This window comes from Streptomyces sp. NPDC004788, assembly GCF_053601115.1.
In genome coordinates this window covers 13,092-34,990 of the sequence record NZ_JBSGBF010000014.1, presented here as the reverse complement: position 1 = coordinate 34,990, position 21,899 = coordinate 13,092, and the positions used below count along the sequence as shown (strand labels likewise).

Sequence of the window (21,899 nt, the reverse complement as noted above, 5' to 3'; positions counted from 1 at the left end):
TATTTCGTCGGTCTGTTGCCCGTCAGCAGCGGCTCTCCGGCTACCTTCCGGTGCCGTCCCCGCGCAGCGCAGCGCGGACCAGAGCAACGTCCGCAGCAGGGATGGCGAGTTCCCAGTAGCGATCAGCAGCTTGCAGGGACAGCAGACGGAACATGTCCTTGTCGACTGCCACGCTTCCCGGCCCGGTGACCGGGCCGGCCCCATGGACGTGGAACGGAGCGACCAAGGCGATGTCTTCACCGGAACTGCCGAGCACTCGAAACGGCCGCCACACCACTGGCGACGCTGCAGCAGGATCCAGAATCAGCGATCCCTGCCGCAAGCGGTGGCCGTCGCGGACGAACGCGGAGACCTCGCGAGCCTCTCCCGCGCTCATCGCGACTACGTCCACCTCGGCGCGATGCCGAGCGTCTCCTGCGAGCTGCCCGATGAGACGACTCGGATGCCGGAGCAGATCTATGAAGGACTGCGTCCCCGCGGCCCGTCGTGCCTTTCGCCCCACCTTTGCCCCCCCTGCGTCACTGTCGCAACCAGCGTAGCGACGGGGGCATGCGGGATTGCCTCCTCAGCCACTTTCGCAACGGACCCTAAAGCGTGTTGCAGAAGGCTTCGGTTCGGGCATTTCTCCTGTATGGGTGGGGTGTTGAGAGCTGAGCCGTTGTGGGTGGAGACGTTCACAGGTCTGCGGATGCGGCAGTTCGAGCGGCTGCTGAAGGTGGTCCGCGAGCGGGGCGGGAACGGGCCAGGTGGCGGCCGTCCGTGGTGCCTTCCGCTGGCGGACCGGGTGCTGCTGGTGGCCGTCTACTACCGCACGAACCTCACGATGCGGCAGCTCGCGCCGCTGTTCGGCTGCTCGCCGGCGACGGTCTGCCGGGTAATCCAGCGGCTGCGGCCGCTGCTCGCGATCGAGCCGGCAACCCGCCCGGACGATGCGGTCGACCGGCTGTGGATCGTGGACGGCACCCTCATCCCGGTCCGCGACCGCAAGACCGGCGCGTCCTCACGCAACTACCGGTTCTCCGCGAACGTGCAGGTCATCATCGATGCCGACACGAAGCTGGTGATCGCTGGGGCCCGGCCAGTGCCCGGCAACACCGCGGACGCGAAGGCTTGGCGGGACTCGGGCCTGGCCGCCGTCTGCGAGGGCGTGACGGTGCTGGCCGACGGCGCCTACATCAACACCGGGCTCGTCGTCCCGCACCGCAAACGCCCCGGCCGGGCCCTGCTGCCCGGAGAGGAGGACGACAACGCCGAGCACCGCAGAGTCAGGGCCCGCGTCGAGCACGCCTTCGCCCGCATGAAGCACTACAAGATCCTCCGCGACTGCCGCCAGCGCGGCAGCGGCCTCCACCACGCCGTCCAGGCCGTCGCCCACATGCACAACCTCGCCCTCGCCGTGTGATCAGACCGGCCACAAACCGGGCCCTGACCTGCCCAGACACAACCTTCTGCAACACGCTTTAGAGCCGGGGCGGGCCCCGTCGACCGGAGCCGGGACCGAGACCGGCGCGACGCCAGGGGCCCGGCGGGCGGCCGGCCCCGAAAGCCAGGCCCGGCACCCGGCACAGCCGGAATCCCGCAGCCCGAGCCCGAGCCGGCGTTCAGTCCAGCATCGGCGCCGCCAGGCGCGCCACCGACTCCCGCTCGCCCGGCCGGCCCGGCTCGCCCAGCTCGCCCCACACGCTCGGCTGGCTCCGGGCGGCCGGCTCCCCCTGCCGCTGGTACGCACGCGGTGTCGACCCAGTCCAGCGGCGGAACGCCCGGTGGAAGGCGCTCGGTTCGGAGAAGCCGAGGCGCTGGGAGAGGTCCTCGATGGAGAGGGCGTCCCGGGTGAGTGCGGCGAGGGCGTGGTCACGGCGCACCTGGTCGCGGAGGCGCTGGTACGAGGTGCCCTCGGCGGCCAGGCGGCGGCGCAGGGTCTGCGGGCTGACGGCCAGGCGGTGTGCGATCTCCTCGGGCGGCGGCACGGGCCCGGCCGGCAGGGCGGCGAGGATCAGGTGCCGTACCCGGGTGGTGACCGTGCGGCTGCCGCGGTCGTCGCGGCAGACCAGGAGGTCGGTGGTGACCCGGCGGAGCAGCGCGCGCAGGGCCGCCGCGTCCCGGCAGACCGGCGCGTCGAGGTCGGCCCGGTCGAAGACGACGGCGGTGCGGGGCGCGCCGAAGACGCAGGGGGCGCGGAAGAGGAGCGCGTACTCGGGGGCGTGCCGGGGCTCGGGGTAGCCGAACTCGACCCGGCGCAGGCCGAGTCGGCGGCCGATGAGCCAGCCGGCGAAGCGCTGGGTGGCGACGACGGTGGTCTCGGCGCCGAAGCGCACTGGGTCGTCGTAGCCGGAAACGTCGAACTCGATCCACGCCTCGTCCGCGCATTCGCCCGTGAGCGCGCCCGAGAGCGCACCCGCGAACCCACCCCCGAAACCGCCCGAGAGCGCACCCGCGACCCCGCCCCCGAAACCGCCCGCCACATCGCTTGCGAGCCCGCCCGCCAGCCCGCCCGCGCGCGCCGCCGGTTCGACGAGCCGGAAACGGGGGCCCGCCGGGAAGAGTCCGTAGAAGTCCTGGCCGCGGTGGAGGGCCTCGCGCAGGTCGTGGGTGCCGCGCACGACGAGCTCGGCCATGGTGGCGAAGGTGCCGAAGCGGCTGGGCGCCTCGCCGAAGCCGATGAGTTCGTCGTCGAGGCGGCGCCACAGCGCGCCCACGAGCCGCCCGAAGCGCCGGGCCGGCACCCGCGCCGGCAGTTCGGCCGGGAGGCCGGCGCGGGCGAGCAACGGCGCGGGGTCGACGCCCTGGCGCCGGGCGCCGAGCAGCACGGCGCGTACGTGATGGGAACTGACCGAAAGCGCGGGCAGCGCGGACGGGGTGGCAGGCGGCATGTCACGCCTCCGCTGGGCGAGTTGGCGAGGACAAGGACGAGTGACCGGTGGCCGACACTGTAATAAAAAGTGTCAACAACGGGACCCGCCCCGTCACCCGACGGGACGCACATCACAACGACGCGGCCGTCAGAGCGACTTCGCCATGACCACCTCCTCCCCGCCCCGCTCCTCCCCGCCCTCCTCCGCCACGACGAATCCGTGCCGCCGATAGAGCGCGGCCGCCGGCCCGTTCCCCGGCAGGACGCCGAGCGTCAGCCGCGTCGCCCCCGCCTCCCGCGCCCATGCCTCGACCGCCGCGATCAGCCGGTCCCCCACACCCCGGCCCCGTACCCGCGGACTCACCCACACCGACCGCAGTTCGCGGGCGCCCGGCTCGCCCCCTGGCATCCCGGCCGCGACCCCCACCACCTCGCCCTCCAGCAGCGCGACGACGTTGTACGCCTCCGGCATCGCGAGCCGCTCGCGCCAGCGCGCCTCGCCATCCCTTTCCCAGTCGGCGAGCCGCGCCTTGAAGGCGTGCGGCGACTCGCCGAGCGCGGCCAGCCGCGCCTCCCGCCACAGCTCCCAGTCACCGGCTCCCACCGTCCGCAGCCGCACCGGATCCAGTCGCCCCAGCGCCTCCCGGGCCGCTCCCCCGAACCGCGGGTGCGGCAGGGCGGCCTCCAGGACCTCGCGGGCGGCCGGGTCGCCGAGCTCGCCCAGGCCCTCGACGCAGGCGAGCCCGACGCGCCAGTGCGGGTCTCCGGGGGCGAGGCGGCGGCGCAGGACGGTGACGAGGGCGGGGGCGCTCTCCGGGGCGCGCAGCCGGGCCAGCAGACGGACCGGCAGCAGGGCGTAGCCGACGCGGAGTTCGTTGGTGGCGAGCGCGGCTGCGGCGCGGGCGGTGCGCGGATCGCCGAGCCGGGTCAGGGCGTGCGCGGCGGAGACGCAGCGCTCGGGGTCGCGGTGGTTGAGGAAGAGCACGAGGGCCTCGAAGGCGCGCGCGTCGCCGGCCAGGCCGAGCCGGAACGCGGCGATCTCGCGGGCCCAGAGCGGCTGCCCGGGTGCGGCGAGGACCCGGTGGAGTTCCTCCGTATCGAGGGGGCCGGTGAGTTCTTCGAATGCCGCGGGGACCTCACCGCCCCCATTCCCGATCTCTTCACGCAAACGATCGATCATCGAGCAGAATTCGGGGTCCGCTGCGAAATTCATATTCCGAAGCCTATCCGCGACCCAGATCACACATTGCTCAACTCGTGAGGACTGGCGCGCTCGTTACCCGGCAGTTAATCTCAGGTGAGCGGGCCACCCCCCGCGGTTATCACTTCGGCCTGGTGACGCAGCCGTTGTGAGCGCAAGTCGGTTCGGCAGTTCTGACGTGACTTCGGGACAGAGTCCGTCGCTCTTTCCTCGCGCCTTCTCTCGTCGCGCGATACCGCTTCGTGCGACCCCTGTTCGCGTGAGCCGGCCCTCGCACGATCCAGCCTTCGCGCGATCCAGCCTTCGCGCGATCCACTCTCCGCACGATCCAGCCTTCGCGTGATCCAGCCCTTCGCGCGATCAGCCCTTCGCGCGATCCCTGTCCTCGTGAACCCTCCACGCGCGACCCGGGTTCGCGTGAACCCTCCACGCGCCGGTCTTCCGCGCCCCGCCTTCAGTCGTCACTCTTCCTCTCAGGAGTCCCCTGATGGACACCCCTCTCTCCACCATCGCCGTCGTCGGTCTCGGCACCATGGGCACCGGTATCGCCGATGTCCTGGCCCGCGCCGGCCGCGAGGTCATCGGCATCGACATCAGCGAGAACGCGGCCGCCCAGGCCGTCGCCGCCCTGGAGGCCTCGACGGCCCGCGCGGTGGCCCGCGAGCGGATCACCGAGGAGGAGCGACAGGACGTGCTCGCCCGGTTCCGCACCTACACGGACCTGCAGGCGGCCGCCGACGCCGACCTGGTGATCGAGGTCGTGCCCGAGTCGTACGAGACGAAGCAGGAGGTCTTCCGGGCCCTCGACGGCATCGTCCGGCCCGACGCGATCATCGCCACCGGCACCAACGCGCTCTCGGTGACCCGGCTCGCCGCCGACTCCGCGCACCCCGAGCGGGTGCTCGGCCTGCACTTCTTCACGCCCGTCCAGGCGATGAAGCTGGTCGAGGTCGTCTCCTCCGTGCTCACCGATCCGCGCGCCGTCGAGGCCGTGACCCGGCTCGCGCAGGAGCTCGGCAAGGAGCCCGTCGCGGTCGGCGACCGGCCCGGCTTCGTCGCCGACGGCCTGCTCTTCGGCTACCTCAACCAGGCCGCCGCGATGTACGAGGCCAAGTACGCCTCCCGCGAGGACATCGACGCGGCGATGAAGCTGGGCTGCGGGCTGCCGATGGGCCCGCTGGCGCTGCTCGACCTGATCGGCATCGACACCGCCCGTACCGTCCTCGACGCCATGTACGCGTCCTCGCACGACCGGCTGCACGCCCCGGCCCCGATCCTGGGGCAGCTCAGCGAGGCGGGCCTGACCGGCCGCAAGGCGGGCCGCGGCTTCTACACCTACGAGGCACCGGGCTCGGCCACCGTGGTTCCCGACGCCCTGACGCCGTCGGAGTCGGCGGCCGGCGGCGCGAGCCGCGAGGTCCGCAAGGTCGGCGTGGCGGGCTCCGGCACCATGGCCTCCGGCATCGTGGAGGTCTTCGCCAAGGCCGGTTACGAGGTCGTGCTCGCCGCCCGCTCGCAGGAGAAGGCCGACACCGCCAAGGCCCGGATCGCCAAGTCCCTGGCCCGTTCGGTGGACAAGGGCCGGATGACGGGCGAGGCGCGCGACGAGACGCTGGCCCGGATCGTCCCGGCCGGCTCGCTGGACGCCTTCGCCGACGTCGACCTGGCGGTCGAGGCGGTCGCCGAGGACCTGGAGATCAAGCAGGAGCTGTTCGCCCGCCTCGACAAGATCTGCAAGCCGGGCGCGGTGCTCGCCACCACGACCTCCTCGCTGCCGGTCGTCGCCTGCGCGAAGGCGACCAGCCGCCCGCAGGACGTCATCGGCATGCACTTCTTCAACCCGGCGCCCGCGATGAAGCTGGTGGAGATCGTCCGTACGGTGCTGACCGCCGACGACGTCCACGCCACCGTCCGCGAGGTCACCGCGAAGATCAGGAAGCACGGCGTCGACTGCGGCGACCGGGCCGGCTTCATCGTGAACGCGCTGCTCTTCCCGTACCTGAACAACGCGATCAAGATGGTCCAGGAGCACTACGCCACCCTGGACGACATCGACGCCGCGATGAAGCTGGGCGGCGGCTACCCGATGGGTCCGTTCGAGCTGCTCGACGTGGTCGGCCTGGACGTCTCGCTGGCCATCGAGAAGGTGCTGCACCGCGAGTTCCGCGACCCGGGTCTCGCCCCGGCGCCGCTCCTGGAGCACCTGGTGGCCGCGGGCTGCCTCGGCCGCAAGACCGGCCGCGGCTTCCGCGAATATGCCCGCCGCTGAGCCCCAGCCGGAGCCGTACAGGGGCTGGGGAGGGCTGCTCAGCCCGACGGGCACCACCGGTCCCGGGCCGGGCTCCCCTCCCCCACCTGGGCACACTCCCGCTCCGATGCAGTACGTTCGGGACATGTCCAAGGCCGCGAAGACACCCCGTGCCACGTCCACGCCCGACTCCCCGGAGAGCGCGGCGGGGACCCGCGCCGCCGCGCAGCGGCTGAAAATGCGCCGGGAACTGGCCACCGCGGCGATGGAGCTCTTCGCCACCAAGGGGTACGAGGCCACCACCGTCGACGAGATCGCGGCGGCGGCCGGGGTGGCCCGCCGGACCTTCTTCCGGCACTTCCGCTCCAAGGAAGAGGCGATCTTCCCGGACCACGACGACACCCTGGTGCGCGCGGAGGCGGTGCTCAACGCCGCACCGCCGCACGAGCACCCGCTGGACACGGTGTGCCGGGGCATCAAGGAGGTCATGAAGATGTACGCGGGCTCGCCCGCGGTCTCCGTGGCCCGCTACCGGCTCACCCGTGAGGTGCCGACCCTGCGCGAGCGCGAGATCGCCTCGGTGGCCCGCTACGAGCGCCTGTTCACGCGCTATCTGCTCGGACACTTCGACGAGCGCGACCACCACGACGGCAACGACGACCCGCTGCTCGCCGAGGTGGCCGCCTCCGCGGTGGTCACCGCGCACAACCACGTGCTGCGCCGCTGGCTGCGGGCCGGCGGGCAGGGCGACGTGGAGGCGCAGCTCGACCACGCCTTCGCGATCGTCCGGGAGACCTTCGGCTCGGGCATAGGCGCCCGGCCGGTGCCGGCCGGCAGCGCCGCCGCGGAGCCGGCGCCGCCGGCCGCCGCGACCGCCTCCACGACAGGCGACGTGGTGGTCGCCGTCGCCCGCACGGACGCACCCCTGGACGAGGTCATGCGGACCATCCAGCAGGCGCTCCAGAAGTCCTGAGCACCTCACCGACCCCGATCACGCCAAGGGCCGCTCCCGGTTTCCGGGAGCGGCCCTTGGCGTTTCCGCCGACATACGCCCAGTTCAGGGGTCCTTTCGATCGATCATCGCTCATCCGTGACCACCAGATTGCATCTGAGTGAAATTGTTGGCACGCAGTGCCTTGTCAGGTGACACGGCGTGCCATACGTTGATGTTGTCCGGGCGGCCGGCGCGCAGAGATCACCTCGTGCGCCGGCTGTCCCCGCAAGCGATCCTGCTTGTGCGCCCGGACGCCTGCGTCACAGGCACCCTCGCGCCCCACCACGGCGCCGCCACCGCACCACCGCGCCGAACCGACGGCACACCTCCACAGCAGCAACCCCGACGTAACCACCAGCGCGTCCCCCGAGGGCGCCGCACCGCCGGAGGCATCCGTGAAGGACATCCTGGACGCGATCCAGTCGCCCGACTCCACCTCGGCCGACTTCGCCAACATCAAGCTTCCCGAGTCGTACCGTGCCGTGACCGTCCACAAGGACGAGGCCGAGATGTTCGCCGGGGTCGCCAGCCGCGACAAGGACCCGCGCAAGTCGCTCCACCTGGACGACGTGGCACTCCCCGAGCTCGGCCCGGGCGAGGCCCTGGTCGCCGTCATGGCCAGCTCGGTCAACTACAACTCGGTCTGGACCTCGATCTTCGAGCCCGTGTCGACCTTCGGCTTCCTGGAGCGCTACGGCCGCCTCTCCGAGCTCACCAAGCGCCACGACCTGCCGTACCACGTCATCGGCTCCGACCTCGCGGGCGTCGTGCTGCGCACGGGCCCGGGCGTCAACTCCTGGAAGCCCGGCGACGAGGTCGTCGCGCACTGCCTGAGCGTCGAGCTGGAGTCCTCGGACGGCCACAACGACACGATGCTCGACCCCGAGCAGCGCATCTGGGGCTTCGAGACCAACTTCGGCGGCCTCGCCGAGATCGCGCTGGTCAAGTCCAACCAGCTGATGCCGAAGCCCGGCCACCTCAGCTGGGAGGAGGCCGCGGCCCCCGGCCTGGTCAACTCCACCGCGTACCGCCAGCTGGTCTCCCGCAACGGCGCCGGCATGAAGCAGGGCGACAACGTGCTCATCTGGGGTGCGAGCGGCGGCCTCGGCTCGTACGCCACCCAGTTCGCGCTGGCCGGCGGCGCCAACCCGATCTGTGTCGTCTCCTCCCCGGAGAAGGCCGACATCTGCCGCTCCATGGGCGCCGAGGCGGTCATCGACCGCAACGCCGAGGGCTACCGGTTCTGGAAGGACGAGAACACCCAGGACCCGCGCGAGTGGAAGCGGTTCGGTTCCAAGATCCGCGAGCTGACCGGCGGCGAGGACATCGACATCGTCTTCGAGCACCCGGGCCGCGAGACCTTCGGCGCCTCCGTGTACGTCACCCGCAAGGGCGGCACCATCACCACCTGCGCCTCGACCTCGGGGTACATGCACCAGTACGACAACCGCTACCTGTGGATGTCGCTGAAGCGCATCATCGGCTCGCACTTCGCCAACTACCGCGAGGCGTGGGAGGCCAACCGCCTGATCGCCAAGGGCAAGATCCACCCGACGCTCTCCAAGGTCTACTCCCTGGAGGAGACCGGCCAGGCCGCCTACGACGTGCACCGCAACCTGCACCAGGGCAAGGTCGGCGTCCTCGCCCTCGCGCCCGAGGAGGGCCTCGGCGTCCGCGACCACGAGCTGCGGGCCAAGCACATCGACGCCATCAACCGCTTCCGCAACATCTAACAACCGACCCCGGGACCACAGATGACAGAGCGTCAGAAGGACCGGCCGTGGCTCATGCGGACCTACGCCGGTCACTCCACCGCCGAGGCGTCGAACGAGCTCTACCGGCGGAACCTCGCCAAGGGCCAGACCGGCCTCTCGGTCGCGTTCGACCTGCCCACGCAGACCGGCTACGACCCCGACCACGTCCTCGCCCGCGGCGAGGTCGGCCGGGTCGGCGTGCCCGTCTCGCACCTCGGTGACATGCGGCGGCTGTTCCAGGACATCCCCCTGGAGCAGATGAACACCTCCATGACCATCAACGCCACCGCCATGTGGCTGCTCGCGCTCTACCAGGTGGTCGCCGAGGAGCAGGGCGCGGACGTCACCAAGCTCCAGGGCACCACGCAGAACGACATCGTGAAGGAGTACCTGTCGCGCGGGACGCACGTCTTCCCGCCCGGCCCGTCGCTGCGGCTGACGACGGACATGATCGCCTACACGGTGAACCACATGCCGAAGTGGAACCCGATCAACATCTGCAGCTACCACCTGCAGGAGGCGGGGGCCACGCCGGTCCAGGAGATCGCGTACGCGATGTCCACGGCCATCGCCGTCCTCGACGCCGTCCGGGACTCCGGGCAGGTCCCTCAGGAGCGGTTCGGCGAGGTCGTCGCCCGCATCTCCTTCTTCGTGAACGCGGGCGTCCGCTTCATCGAGGAGATGTGCAAGATGCGCGCCTTCGGCCGCATCTGGGACACCGTCACCCGCGAGCGGTACGGCATCGAGGACCCCAAGCAGCGCCGCTTCCGCTACGGCGTGCAGGTCAACTCGCTCGGCCTGACCGAGGCGCAGCCGGAGAACAACGTCCAGCGCATCGTCCTGGAGATGCTGGCCGTCACCCTCTCCAAGGACGCCCGCGCCCGCGCCGTGCAGCTCCCGGCGTGGAACGAGGCGCTCGGCCTGCCGCGCCCCTGGGACCAGCAGTGGTCGCTGCGCATCCAGCAGGTGCTCGCCCACGAGTCCGACCTGCTGGAGTACGAGGACATCTTCGCCGGCTCGCACGTCATCGAGGCCAAGGTCGACGCCCTGGTCACCGAGTGCCTGGCCGAGATCGAGCGGATCCAGGAGATGGGCGGCGCGATGGCCGCCGTCGAGTCCGGCTACCTCAAGGCGCAGCTGGTCTCCTCGCACGCCGAGCGGCGGGCCCGGATCGAGTCCGGCGAGGACAAGATCGTCGGCGTCAACATCTTCGAGACGACCGAGCCGAACCCGCTCACCGCCGACCTGGACACCGCGATCCAGACGGTCGACCCGGCCGTCGAGGCCCGCGTCGTGTCCGCCCTGAAGACCTGGCGCGACACCCGCTACCAGCCGCCGTTCAACCACCCGCGGCCGTGCAAGGCCCTGGAGCGGCTGAAGGAGGCCGCGAAGGGCACCGGCAACCTGATGGAGGCCACCCTGGAGTGCGCCCGCGCGGGCGTCACGACCGGCGAGTGGGCCGGGGCGCTGCGCGAGGTCTTCGGCGAGTTCCGCGCCCCGACCGGGGTGTCGTCCGCGCCGGTGGCCGTACCGGCCGAGGCGGGCTCCCCGCTCGCCGAGGTGCGCGCCAAGGTCGAGCGCACGGCGCAGGACCTGGGCGTCGGCAAGCTGCGCTTCCTGGTCGGCAAGCCGGGCCTGGACGGGCACTCCAACGGAGCCGAGCAGATCGCCGTACGGGCCCGTGACGCCGGGTTCGAGGTGGTCTACCAGGGCATCCGGCTGACGCCCGAGCAGATCGTGGACGCGGCCCTGGAGGAGGACGTGCACGCGGTCGGCCTGTCGATCCTGTCCGGCTCGCACGCCCAGCTCGTGCCGGACGTCCTGGACCGCCTCAAGGACGCCGGCGCCGCCGACATCCCGGTCGTCGTCGGCGGGATCATCCCGAACGCCGACGCCGAGGAGCTCCGGGCGGCCGGTGTGGCCGCCGTCTTCACCCCGAAGGACTTCGGTATCACCGGGATCATCGGACGTATCGTCGACGAGATCCGGAAAGCCAACCAGCTCAGCCCCCTCGAAAGTACGGAGGTCCCCGCATGACCATCACCCCCGTGAACCGGCTTCGTCCGCGCCGCTCCTGCCTGGCGGTCCCCGGCTCCAACCCGCGCTTCCTGGAGAAGGCCCAGGGTCTCGCGGCCGACCAGGTCTTCCTGGACCTGGAGGACGCGTGCGCGCCGCTGGCCAAGCCTGAGGCCCGGCACACCATCGTGAAGTTCCTCAACGAGGGCGACTGGACCGGTAAGACGCGGGTCGTGCGGGTCAACGACTGGACGACCCACTGGACGTACCGTGACGTCGTCACCGTCGTCGAGGGCGCCGGCCAGAACCTCGACTGCATCATGCTGCCGAAGGTGCAGAACGCCGAGCAGATCGTCGCGCTCGACCTGCTGCTCACCCAGATCGAGAAGACCATGGGCTTCGAGGTCGGCAAGATCGGCATCGAGGCGCAGATCGAGAACGCCCAGGGCCTCGTCAACGTGAACGCGATCGCCCAGGCCTCGCAGCGCGTCGAGACGATCATCTTCGGCCCGGCCGACTTCATGGCCTCCATCAACATGAAGTCGCTGGTCGTCGGCGAGCAGCCGCCCGGCTACCCGGCGGACGCCTACCACCACATCCTGATGAGCATCCTGATGGCCGCCCGCGCCAACAACCTGCAGGCGATCGACGGCCCGTACCTCCAGATCCGCAACCAGGAGGGCTACAAGGCCGTCGCGCAGCGCGCCGCCGCCCTCGGCTTCGACGGCAAGTGGGTGCTGCACCCGGACCAGGTCGCCGCGGCGAACGAGATCTTCTCGCCCTCGCAGGAGGACTTCGACCACGCCGAGCTGATCCTCGACGCGTACGACTACTACACGTCCGAGGCCGGCGGGAAGAAGGGCTCCGCGATGCTCGGCGACGAGATGATCGACGAGGCCAGCCGCAAGATGGCGCTGGTCATCTCCGGCAAGGGCCGGGCCGCCGGCATGCAGCGCACCACCAAGTTCGAGATCCCGGAGGCCTGAGTTCCATGCAGTTCGGCCGCACCTACGAAGAGTTCGAGATCGGCGCCGTCTACAAGCACTGGCCCGGAAAGACGGTCACCGAGTACGACGACCATCTCTTCTGTCTGCTGACGATGAACCACCACCCGCTTCACATGGACGTGAATTACGCGGAGAACACGACGGACTTCAAGAAGAACGTCGTCGTCGGCAACTACATCTACTCGCTGCTGCTCGGCATGTCCGTGCCGGACGTCTCCGGAAAGGCGATCGCCAACCTGGAGATCGAGTCGCTGCGGCACGTGGCGCCGACCTTCCACGGCGACACCATCTACGGCGAGACCACGGTCCTCGACAAGACGCCGTCGAAGTCGAAGAGCGACCGCGGCATCGTCTACGTCGAGACCAAGGGCTACAAGCAGGACGGCACCCTGGTGTGCGTCTTCCGCCGCAAGGTGATGGTCCCGACCGCCGAGTACATCGACGCGCGCGGCGGCGAGCAGCCCGGCCGCCCCGAACTCAAGCAGCAGGAGAAGTAGTCATGGCGCGACTCGCCCAGACCCACGGTCTGACCGACGTCCAGCAGGAGATCCTCTCCACCGTCCGCGACTTCGTGGACAAGGAGATCATCCCGGTCGCGACGGAGCTGGAGCACCGTGACGAGTACCCGCAGCAGATCGTGGACGGGCTCAAGGAGCTCGGCGTCTTCGGTCTGATGATCCCCGAGGAGTACGGCGGTCTCGGTGAGTCGCTGCTCACCTACGCGCTGTGCGTGGAGGAGATCGCGCGCGGCTGGATGTCGGTGTCCGGCATCATCAACACGCACTTCATCGTGGCGTACATGCTGAAGCAGCACGGCACCCAGGAGCAGAAGGAGTACTTCCTTCCGCGGATGGCGGCCGGCGAGGTGCGCGGCGCGTTCTCGATGTCGGAGCCGGGTCTCGGCTCGGACGTGTCGGCAATCACGTCGAAGGCGGTGAAGGACGGCGACGAGTACGTCCTGAACGGCCAGAAGATGTGGCTGACGAACGGTGGCACGTCAACGCTGGTCGCCGTTCTCGTCCGAAGTGACGAAGGCCACCCGGAGGGCACCGCCCCGCACAAGTCGATGACGACCTTCCTCGTCGAGAAGGAGCCCGGTTTCGGCGAGGTCCGTCCCGGCCTCACCATTCCCGGCAAGATCGAGAAGATGGGTTACAAGGGCGTCGACACGACCGAACTCATCATGGACGGACTGCGCATTCCGGCCAATCGCGTCCTGGGCGGGGTCACCGGCCGAGGGTTTTACCAAATGATGGACGGCGTCGAGGTCGGCCGAGTGAACGTGGCGGCCCGTGGTTGCGGCGTCGCGCAGCGTGCCTTCGAACTGGGTGTCCAGTATGCCCAGCAGCGTCACACTTTCGGTAAGCCGATCGCCCAGCACCAGGCGATTCAGTTCAAGCTCGCCGAGATGGCTACCAAGGTCGAGGCCGCTCATGCCATGATGGTGAACGCAGCACGCAAAAAGGACTCCGGGGAACGAAACGACCTCGAAGCAGGGATGGCGAAGTACCTCGCCTCCGAATACTGCAAGGAGGTCGTCGAGGACGCCTTCCGCATTCACGGCGGATACGGGTTCTCCAAGGAGTACGAGATCGAGCGCCTCTACCGCGAGGCGCCGATGCTGCTGATCGGCGAAGGTACCGCCGAGATCCAGAAAATGATCATCGGTCGTCGGCTGCTCGAGGAGTACCGATTCCAGGGTTGATTGTCGCATTTGGGTCGGTTTGGCCGCGAAGAAGATCACACCCCGTGTTCGTCTTCCGGCCGCCGACTCGGCTTCTGGCTTGCCCAGTTGCGGCCCGCAACCGATAGCATCGCCCGAAAGCCGCCGTCCCCCGTTGCCAGTGCGGCATCATCCGCTACGAAGGTCATCCATGCCCCACAGCCAAACCTCTGCACACCGCGACAGCCTCAAGGGCGTACGCATCGCACGCGGAGCATCGCCGTGGCTTCTGCCGACCGTCGCCACCGCGGCGCTCAGCCTCGCGCGCGCGGGCAAGTCGAAGCGCGCCCGGGCCGTCGCCGTGCCGGCCACCGCTCTCGCGGCCGGCATGCTGTGGTTCTTCCGCGACCCCGAGCGGGAGATCGCTCAGGGCCGGGTCATCTCGCCCGCCGACGGTGTGGTGCAGAGCATCATGCCGTGGAAGGACGGCCGCACCCGGGTCGCCATCTTCATGAGCCCGCTGAACGTCCACGTCAACCGCGCGCCCCTGGCGGGCACGGTGACGTCCGTGGAACACGTCCCCGGCGGCTTCGTGCCGGCGTTCAACAAGGAGAGCGAGAACAACGAGCGCGTTGTCTGGCACTTCGACACCGAGCTCGGCGACGTCGAGATGGTGCAGATCGCGGGCGCCGTGGCGCGGCGGATCGTGCCGTACATCCCGCAGGGGACGAAGGTCGAGCAGGGTGACCGGATCGGCCTGATCCGCTTCGGTTCGCGGGTCGACATCTACCTCCCGGAGGGTGTCGAGGTCGCCGTCGAGGTCGGTCAGGCCACGACCGCGGGGGTGACTCGCATTGACCGTGATTGATCCCGACACACGGGCGGCCGACTGGGCCGCCGAGACGGCGGCGGAGGCCGCCGACGAGGCCGAGGAGATGCCGCTGTCGTTGAGGCTGTCCATAGCGGACGCCCTCACGCTCGGTAACGCCACCTGTGGCTTCATGGCGGTGTACTTCACCACCACCGGCATCCTCATCCCGCACCTCACCGGCAGCGGCGAGACCGGCATGGCGCGCAACAGCGCCGCCACCGCCGTGATCCTGATGCTGGCCGCGGCGATCTTCGACCTGTTCGACGGCATCGTGGCGCGCAAGCTCCGCAGCTCGCCGATGGGCGCCGAGCTCGACAACCTGTCGGACCTGATCAGCTTCGGTCTGGCCCCGGCGTACTTCGTGCTCGTCTACGGCATGGTCGCGGACGACGCACAGCAGAAGGTCTCGGCCGTGGCCGCGATCGTGGTGCTGCTCGCGGTGGTGCTGCGGCTCGCGAGGTTCTCGTGCGTGACGATGAAGGACGGCATGTTCCAGGGCATGCCGAGCCCCTTCGGCGCGCTGACGGTCGTCTCGATCATCCTGCTCGAGCTGCCGTTCATCCCGACCCTGCTCGCGATCATCGGCACGGCGTGGCTGATGGTGAGCCGGGTGGAGTACCCGAAGCCGCGGGGTGTGCTCGCCGCGGCCATGCTCAGCTGGATCGTCGGAGCGATGGCGATGCTGGCCGCGTGGGCGTTCGACGCCCCCGGCGGACAGTTCCTGCTCCAGGCCGGCTGCGCCCTCCAGGTGGTCCTGGGCGCCGTGATCCCCCTCTTCGCGACGGCCCGACGAGTGAACACCTTCCGCGACAACCGGCGCGAGAGCCGCGAGGCGCGCGAGGCGCAGGCGGCACAGCTGCGATAGGCGATACGAGAAAGGGCCCCGGACGCGACAGCGTCCGGGGCCCTTTCGTTTGCCGTGAGCAGGACACGGGCCCATCCCCCGACCCCAGCGAAGCCGCGGCCGCCCGACGGAACCGCCCCCGCCCCGCTGCCCCTGCGCGGCCGGAGCCGCGGCCGCCCGACGGACGGGAGCGGGGGCCGTGGAGGGGGCCGCGTTCGGGACGTAAAGCGTGATTTGTGGCGCGGAAACAAGGGCGCGCGCCGGTGAAAGCACGTCCTCCGCGCCGTAAATCATGCAGTCCCGAATGCGGTCACCGGAACGGCCCTCGCGCGCCCACCACCGGGCCTCCCCGCGCCCCCTGCCGCGCCCCGCGCCGCGCCCCGCGCCGCGCCCCCTGCGCGCCTACGACAGGAAGTCGCGCGCCACGTTCGACGCCACCTGCTCCAGGAGCGGCCCCGCGTTCGGGATCGACTTCGCCGGGTCGGGCTCCAGGTCGGTCAGCGGGTACGCCCGGCGGATGCCGGCGGCGCCCAGGGCCTCCGGCGCCAGCAGGAGCCGTCCGCAGACGGCGACGACGTCCTTGCCGGCCGCGCGGGCCGCCGCGGCGACGCCCGCCGGGGCCTTGCCGTGCAGGGTCTGCTCGTCGAGCGAGCCCTCGCCGGTGATGACGAGGGTGGCCCGCTCCAGGGCCGGGGCGAAGCCGAGGACCTCCAGCATCAGCTCGATGCCGGGCCGGAAGCTCGCGCCGATCAGCAGCGCGCCGTAGCCGATGCCGCCCGCGCCGCCCGCGCCGGGCGAAGCGGCCAGCTCGGCGGCCTTGGCTCCGATGGCCTGCTCCAGGACCTCCGCGTAGTGCGCGAGGGCGGCGTCGAGGGTCTCGACGTCCTCCGGGCTGGCGCCCTTCTGCGGGCCGTAGACGGCCGCGCAGCCCTTGGGGCCGGTCAGCGGGTTGTCCACGTCGCTGGCGAGGACGAGGTCGACGTCGGCCAGGCGCGGGTCGACGCCGGACAGGTCGGCGGTGGCCAGCTGCGCGAGTGCGCCGCCGCCCGGGCCGACGGGCTCGCCCGCGGCGTCCAGGAACACGGCGCCGAGCGCGGCGAGCATGCCCGCGCCGCCGTCGGTGGTGGCGCTGCCGCCCACGCCGAAGACGATCGTGGTGGCCCCGGCGTCGAGCGCCGCGCGCAGCAGCTCGCCGGAGCCGTACGTGGTGGCGGTGAGCGGGGCGAACACCCCGGCCGGCAGCAGCTGGAGGCCGGACGCCTCCGCCATCTCCACCACGGCCGTGGTCCCGCGCAGCGCGAACGCCGCCGTGACGGGCTCGCCGAGCGGCCCGGTCACGGTCACCTCGCGCCGTTCGAACCCGGCCGCCACGGCCGCGGCCACGGTGCCGTCGCCGCCGTCCGCGACGGGCAGCGTCTCCACTTCGAGCTCCGGGACGACCCGTCGCAGACCTGCTGTGACCCGCTCCGCGACCTGTACGGCCGTGAGCGAGCCCTTGAACTTGTCGGCCGCGACGAGCACGCGTGCGACCTCAGTTACTGCTCCGTCCGTCACCTTGCATCCCTTGCTTTCGAACAGGCAGTCGCGCCGAGGCCGACCTTATCCGTACCGGAAGACGGCGTGCCACCCCCTGATAACGCGATATTCCGCACCATAGTGGGGCCATATGAGCACGGAACTGATCGATCAAATCCCGGGACGAAGTTCCCGCCCGGACGAAAACCGCCCGGACGGGAAGGTCATCGGGATCGGGATGGCCGCCGTCGTCGCCGTCGTGTGCTGGGCGGCGCTCGGAAAGGACTCCTTCGACACCGCCTCCTCCTCGGCGCTGCGCTGGGTCCTGGACAACTTCGCCTGGCTTTTCGTGACGGCCGCGGACGTCTTCCTGGCACTGTGCGTGGTGATCGCGCTGAGCCGCTTCGGCCGGATCCGGCTCGGCGCCGACGACTCGGAGCCGGAGTTCACGAACCTCGCGTGGATCGCGATGATGTTCAGCGCGGGGATGGGCATCGGCCTGATGTTCTACGGGGTCGGGGAGCCGCTCCAGCACTATCTGAGCCCGCCCCCGGCGAGCGGCGTCGAGCCGCGGTCGGGCGCCGCGGCCCGCACCGCGCTCGAGTACTCGTTCTTCCACTGGACGCTGACCCCGTGGGCGATCTACGGCATCGCCGGCCTCGCGCTCGCCTACGCGGGCTTCCGCAAGGGCCGCGGCAACACGCTCAGCGCCGCCTTCGTCCCGCTGATGGGCGAGCGCCGGGCGCGCTCCTGGCCGGGGAAGGCGATCGATCTGCTGGCCGTCTTCGCGACCGTCTTCGGCACCGCGACCAGCCTGGGGCTGGGCGCGCTGCAGGTGGCGGAGGGCCTGAACATCACCATGGACGTCGAGAACTCCACGGCCACCCAGCTGATCATCATCGTGTCGCTGTCGGCGGCCTTCGTGCTCTCCGCCTTCTCCGGCCTGCACAAGGGCGTGAAGTGGCTGTCCACGCTGAACATCGTGCTCGCCGCCGCGATGATGGTCTTCGTCTTCCTGCTCGGGCCGACCGTCTACGTCCTCGACACGATCCCGGCGTCCCTCGGCGGCTATCTGCACCAGCTGCTGCCGATGGCGAGCCGCACCGGCGCCTTCACGGACCGGAGCTGGCTGGGCGCCTGGACCATCTTCTACTGGGCGTGGTGGCTGTCCTGGGCGCCGTTCGTGGGCACCTTCATCGCCCGGATCTCGCGCGGCCGGACCGTCCGCGAGTTCCTGGTCGGGGTGCTGCTCGTGCCCTCGGGCGCGACGGTGCTCTGGTTCTGCGTGATGGGCGGCACCGCGATCCGGCTCGACTCGACGGGCGCGGCGGACATGGCGGGCGCGGTGAAGAACGGGGTGGAGGCGTCACTGTTCGCGATGCTGGACGCGCTGCCGCTGGGCACGCTCACCTCGTACCTGGCGATGCTCCTCGTGATGACGTACTTCGTGACCAGCGCCGACTCGGCCTCGCTGGTGATGGGCTCGCTGACCAGCCGCGGCGCGCTGCACCCGCCGACCTGGCTGGTGGTCACCTGGGGCGTCCTGATGGCCGCGGTGGCCGCCGTCCTGCTCGTCGCGGGCGGTCTGAAGTCGCTGCAGACGGCGACGATCCTGGTGGCGCTGCCGTTCGTGCTCGTGATGCTGGGCCTGTGCTGGGCGCTGTGGAAGGAGCTGCGCACGGACCCGGGGGCGGGTCCGACCCGGCAGCACGCGTTGCACGGGGTACGGGACGCGGTACGGGCGATGGTGGGCGAGGCGATCGCGGAACGGGAGCGGGGCGGGGAGCGGCCCGCACGCGACGCCGACGCCCGACCGCCCGCCCAGCCGGCCGGCCGCGCGACCACCGGGGCCGCGGACACCGATGGCGACGAGGGCTGACCCGGACGGGCCCGGCGGCCGCGGCTGGCCGCGGTGCGTCACACGCCGCCCGGTCGGGGCGACCCGGACGGGCCCGGCGGCGGTGCGTCGGCGCGCGGCCCGGCGTCGCATTCGGTACACCGGAGGCATGGGCCTGCTCAAGCACAGCGAACTCGCCGACCGGATCCTCGGCGGCTGGACCGGGCGGATCGCCGGGAACATGCTCGGCAAGCCGGTGGAGAGCGGCGAGCACTGGACGCGGGAGCGGATCGACGCCTATCTGCGGCTGACCGGCGCGCTGCCGCTCACCGACTATCTGCCCGCGCCGCCGGCCGCCGGCGCGGACGGCTTCGAGCTGCGGCCGGAGTGGCCGCAGTGCGTGCGCGGCCGGATCCACGGCAGCTGCCGGGACGACGACATCGACTACACGATCCTGGGCCTGCACCTCCTGGAGACCCGCGGCTTCTCGTTCACCACCGAGCAGGTGGGCGAGCAGTGGCTGCTCCGGCTGCCGTACCTCCAGACGTTCACCGCCGAGCGGGTGGCCTACCGCAATCTGGCCAACGGGCTGAAGCCGCCGCTCACCGCCACCTTCGACAACCCGTACCAGGAGTGGATCGGCGCGCTGATCAGGGCGGACGTGTACGGCTGGACCTCGCCCGGCGATCCGCGCCGCGCCGCGTCGCTGGCCCGCCGGGACGCGGTGCTCTCGCACACCGGGAACGGGGTGTACGGGGCGATGTGGGCGGCCGCGCTCGTGGCCGCGGCCTTCACCGCGCCCGACGCGCGCACGGCGGTGGCGGCCGCCCTGGAGCGGATCCCGGCGAGCTGCCGGCTCGCCCGGACCGTGCGGCACACGATGGCGCTGCACGAGGCGGGCGTCGACTGGTCGGAGGCGCTCGCCGAGCTGGCGAAGGAGACGGGCGGGCTGGGCTGGATCCACACGATCCCGAACGCGGCCGTGCTGACGGCCGGACTGCTGTACGGGGAGGGCGACTTCACCCGCACGATCGCGCTCACCGTGCGCGGCGGCCTGGACACCGACTCCAACGGGGCGACGGCCGGTTCGGTCGCGGGCGTGCTGTGCGGGGCGGCGGCCATCCCGGCGCAGTGGTCGGAGCCGCTGGCGGACCGGGTGCGCAGCGCGGTCGCCGGTTTCGACCGGGCGAGGATCAGCGAGCTGGCCGAGCGGACGGTGCGGCTGGCTACCCTGACGGGATGACGACCTCTGACTACGCCACGTACATCGCGAGCCTGCCCCGGGTCCTGGCCGGTGCCGCCGCCCTCTTCCGGGACCGGGCCGGCCGGGTCCTCGTCGTCGAGCCGAACTACCGGGAGGGCTGGGCGCTTCCGGGCGGCACGATCGAGTCCGACACGGGCGAGACCCCGCGCCAGGCCGCCCGCCGCGAGACGGCCGAGGAGATTGGCCTGGACCTGGAGCTCGGCGCGCTGCTCGCGGTCGACTGGTCGCACGGCCCGGACCGCCCGCCGCTCGTGGCGTACCTCTTCGACGGCGGTGTCCTCACCGACGAGCAGTTCGCCGCGATCCGCCTCCAGGAGGCGGAGCTGATCTCCTGGAAGCTGGTGGAGCCGGCGGAGCTGCCGCGCTACCTCCTGGCGGGTCTGGGCCTGCGGGTGACGGCTGCCCTGGACGCCCTGGCGGCCGGCCGCGGCCCGGCGGAGCTGGAGAACGGCCGACCGGTACGGTGACCGGCCGGTGCGGTGAGCGGGCCGCACGGTGAGCAAGCCGCACACCGACCGGGCCGCGCGGTGGGCAGCCGTGCCGACCGCCGGGTAAATCGGCTCGCGGGAGGTCCGTGGGCCGACCTAGGCTCGCGGTATGACCATGGTCGCGATCCTCAGTGGTGCCGGTATCTCCACCGACTCGGGCATTCCCGACTACCGGGGGCCCAACGGCTTGTGGCGGAAGGACCCTGAGGCCGAGCGGCTCGTCACCTACGGGCCGTACATGGCCGACCCCGAGATCCGCCGCCGGTCGTGGCGGATGCGCCTGGACGGGCCGGTCCTCAGGGCGCGGCCGAACGCGGCGCACGAGGCGATCGCCGCGTACGAGAAGAGCGGGAACGCGCTGCGGGTCATCACGCAGAACGTGGACGGGCTGCATCAGCTGGCCGGGGTGCCGGAGCGGAAGGTGCTCGAACTGCACGGCTCCGCGCGGACGGTGGTGTGCACGGCGTGCCATGCCCGCTCGCCGATGGAGGAGGCGCTGGACCGGGTGCGGGCCGGTGAGGCGGATCCGGCGTGCCTGGCGTGCGGCGGGATCCTGAAGTCGGCGACGGTGATGTTCGGGCAGCGGCTCGATCCGCGGGTGCTCGGCGAGGCGATGTCGATCGCGAAGGCCACAGAGGTCTTCATCGCGGTCGGTACGAGCCTCCAGGTGCAGCCCGCGGCCTCGCTCGCCGGAATCGCGGCGGAGCACGGGGCGCGGCTGATCATCGTGAACGCCGAGCCGACGCCGTACGACCCGGTCGCGGACGAGATCGTCCGCGAGCCGATCGGCACGGCGCTGCCCGCCCTCCTCGACAGTCTGCGCTAGGCCCTATAGGTCCTATAAGTCCTAGAAGAGGGCGTCGTCGCGGGCGCCCGCTTCGAAGGCGAGCAGGCGCTTCTTGCGGTCAAGGCCGCCGCCGTAGCCGGTGAGGTTGCCGCCGGCCCCGATCACCCGGTGGCAGGGGACGATGATGGTGAGCGGGTTCTTGCCGTTGGCGAGGCCGACGGCGCGCGAGGCGCCGGGGTTGCCGAGGGCCTCGGCGAGTTCGCCGTACGTGCGGGTCTCCCCGTACGGGATGAGCCGGAGCTGTTCCCAGACGCGGAGCTGGAACGGGGTGCCGACGAGCTTCAACGGCAGGTCGAACTCGGTGAGTTCGCCCGCGAAGTAGGCGTCGAGCTGGCGCACCGCCTCGGTGAAGGGGCGCGGGTCGGGGGTGCCGAAGGTCTCCTCCGGCGGGCGGTGCCGCTGGTCGGTCATGTACATGCGGCTCAGGACGCCGTCGACGGCGACCAGGGTCAGCAGGTCGTAGGGGCTGTCCACGACCGTGTGCTGCACGGTGGGCATG

The 21,899-nt window shown here is 71.2% G+C and carries 19 protein-coding genes and 1 pseudogene; 14 read left to right on the top strand and 6 right to left on the bottom strand.

Translation table 11 applies throughout. From position 1 onward, the window contains the following. Positions 1-40 precede the first annotated feature (40 nt). Positions 41-376 carry a hypothetical protein gene (locus ACWEJX_RS09320; protein WP_451606907.1) on the bottom strand — a complete coding sequence of 112 codons (336 nt, stop codon included), beginning with the start codon at positions 374-376 and terminating at the stop codon, positions 41-43. Between the two features lie 255 nt (positions 377-631). On the opposite strand from ACWEJX_RS09320, the gene ACWEJX_RS09315 reads away from it, so the two are divergent. Beyond that, positions 632-1,402, top strand: a complete 771-nt coding sequence (locus ACWEJX_RS09315; protein WP_451606906.1) for a transposase family protein — start codon at positions 632-634, stop codon at positions 1,400-1,402. A gap of 199 nt (positions 1,403-1,601) precedes the next feature. Here ACWEJX_RS09315 and ACWEJX_RS09310 read toward each other — a convergent pair whose 3' ends face one another. From ACWEJX_RS09310 to ACWEJX_RS09300, 3 genes and pseudogenes are all read right to left on the bottom strand, one after another. After that, positions 1,602-2,870, bottom strand: a complete 1,269-nt coding sequence (locus tag ACWEJX_RS09310; protein ID WP_451606905.1) for an AraC family transcriptional regulator ligand-binding domain-containing protein — start codon at positions 2,868-2,870, stop codon at positions 1,602-1,604. A 129-nt stretch (positions 2,871-2,999) separates the two neighbouring features. Further along, positions 3,000-3,455 (bottom strand): GNAT family N-acetyltransferase, encoded by a 456-nt coding sequence (locus tag ACWEJX_RS09305; protein WP_451606966.1) that lies wholly within the window; start codon positions 3,453-3,455, stop codon positions 3,000-3,002. A 21-nt stretch (positions 3,456-3,476) separates the two neighbouring features. Further along, positions 3,477-4,064: pseudogene (locus ACWEJX_RS09300) on the bottom strand (HEAT repeat domain-containing protein); the annotation flags it as partial. Positions 4,065-4,539: 475 nt separating this feature from the next. On the opposite strand from ACWEJX_RS09300, the gene ACWEJX_RS09295 reads away from it, so the two are divergent. The 9 genes from ACWEJX_RS09295 (at position 4,540) to pssA (ending at position 15,470) form a co-directional block, all read left to right on the top strand. Next, entirely contained in the window at positions 4,540-6,321 is a 1,782-nt protein-coding gene (locus ACWEJX_RS09295; protein WP_451606904.1) for a 3-hydroxyacyl-CoA dehydrogenase family protein, read from the top strand. Between the two features lie 124 nt (positions 6,322-6,445). Continuing rightward, a complete protein-coding gene (locus tag ACWEJX_RS09290; RefSeq protein ID WP_451606903.1) occupies positions 6,446-7,273 on the top strand; it encodes a TetR family transcriptional regulator in 828 nt (275 codons plus the stop codon). Positions 7,274-7,689: 416 nt separating this feature from the next. Then, on the top strand, positions 7,690-9,027 hold the full coding sequence (ccrA, locus tag ACWEJX_RS09285; protein ID WP_403789603.1) for a crotonyl-CoA carboxylase/reductase: 1,338 nt from the start codon (positions 7,690-7,692) through the stop codon (positions 9,025-9,027). Between the two features lie 21 nt (positions 9,028-9,048). After that, a complete protein-coding gene (locus ACWEJX_RS09280) occupies positions 9,049-11,085 on the top strand; it encodes a protein meaA (protein ID WP_451606902.1) in 2,037 nt (678 codons plus the stop codon). Beyond that, positions 11,082-12,050, top strand: a complete 969-nt coding sequence (locus ACWEJX_RS09275) for an HpcH/HpaI aldolase/citrate lyase family protein (protein WP_451606901.1) — start codon at positions 11,082-11,084, stop codon at positions 12,048-12,050. The genes ACWEJX_RS09280 and ACWEJX_RS09275 overlap by 4 nt, the downstream gene beginning before the upstream one ends. A 5-nt stretch (positions 12,051-12,055) precedes the next feature. Next, positions 12,056-12,568, top strand: a complete 513-nt coding sequence (locus tag ACWEJX_RS09270; protein WP_451606900.1) for a MaoC family dehydratase — start codon at positions 12,056-12,058, stop codon at positions 12,566-12,568. Positions 12,569-12,570: 2 nt separating this feature from the next. After that, positions 12,571-13,776, top strand: coding sequence for an acyl-CoA dehydrogenase family protein (locus tag ACWEJX_RS09265; RefSeq protein WP_384419701.1), 1,206 nt, complete (start codon positions 12,571-12,573; stop codon positions 13,774-13,776). 169 nt (positions 13,777-13,945) lie between these two features. Then, positions 13,946-14,602, top strand: coding sequence for a phosphatidylserine decarboxylase (locus ACWEJX_RS09260; RefSeq protein WP_451606899.1), 657 nt, complete (start codon positions 13,946-13,948; stop codon positions 14,600-14,602). Further along, the gene (gene pssA / locus ACWEJX_RS09255; RefSeq protein ID WP_403790197.1) at positions 14,595-15,470 is read left to right on the top strand and encodes a CDP-diacylglycerol--serine O-phosphatidyltransferase; all 876 of its coding nucleotides are present in this window, start codon (positions 14,595-14,597) and stop codon (positions 15,468-15,470) included. Before ACWEJX_RS09260 ends, pssA begins: the two co-directional genes overlap by 8 nt. 381 nt (positions 15,471-15,851) lie before the next feature. On the opposite strand, the gene ACWEJX_RS09250 is transcribed toward pssA, so the two are convergent. Continuing rightward, positions 15,852-17,003: a glycerate kinase gene (locus ACWEJX_RS09250; protein WP_451606898.1), complete on the bottom strand. Its 1,152-nt coding sequence runs from the start codon at positions 17,001-17,003 to the stop codon at positions 15,852-15,854. 112 nt (positions 17,004-17,115) lie between these two features. Between ACWEJX_RS09250 and ACWEJX_RS09245 the strand changes: the two genes are divergently transcribed. The 4 genes from ACWEJX_RS09245 (at position 17,116) to ACWEJX_RS09230 (ending at position 21,379) form a co-directional block, all read left to right on the top strand. Beyond that, positions 17,116-18,843: a BCCT family transporter gene (locus tag ACWEJX_RS09245; protein ID WP_451606897.1), complete on the top strand. Its 1,728-nt coding sequence runs from the start codon at positions 17,116-17,118 to the stop codon at positions 18,841-18,843. A gap of 127 nt (positions 18,844-18,970) precedes the next feature. After that, on the top strand, positions 18,971-20,044 hold the full coding sequence (locus tag ACWEJX_RS09240; RefSeq protein ID WP_451606896.1) for an ADP-ribosylglycohydrolase family protein: 1,074 nt from the start codon (positions 18,971-18,973) through the stop codon (positions 20,042-20,044). Then, positions 20,041-20,532, top strand: coding sequence for an NUDIX domain-containing protein (locus tag ACWEJX_RS09235; protein ID WP_451606895.1), 492 nt, complete (start codon positions 20,041-20,043; stop codon positions 20,530-20,532). The genes ACWEJX_RS09240 and ACWEJX_RS09235 overlap by 4 nt, the downstream gene beginning before the upstream one ends. A gap of 130 nt (positions 20,533-20,662) precedes the next feature. Beyond that, positions 20,663-21,379 (top strand): SIR2 family NAD-dependent protein deacylase, encoded by a 717-nt coding sequence (locus ACWEJX_RS09230; protein WP_451606894.1) that lies wholly within the window; start codon positions 20,663-20,665, stop codon positions 21,377-21,379. Between the two features lie 21 nt (positions 21,380-21,400). Here ACWEJX_RS09230 and ACWEJX_RS09225 read toward each other — a convergent pair whose 3' ends face one another. After that, positions 21,401-21,898, bottom strand: coding sequence for a methylated-DNA--[protein]-cysteine S-methyltransferase (locus tag ACWEJX_RS09225; protein WP_451606893.1), 498 nt, complete (start codon positions 21,896-21,898; stop codon positions 21,401-21,403). Between the last annotated feature and the right edge of the window lies 1 nt (position 21,899).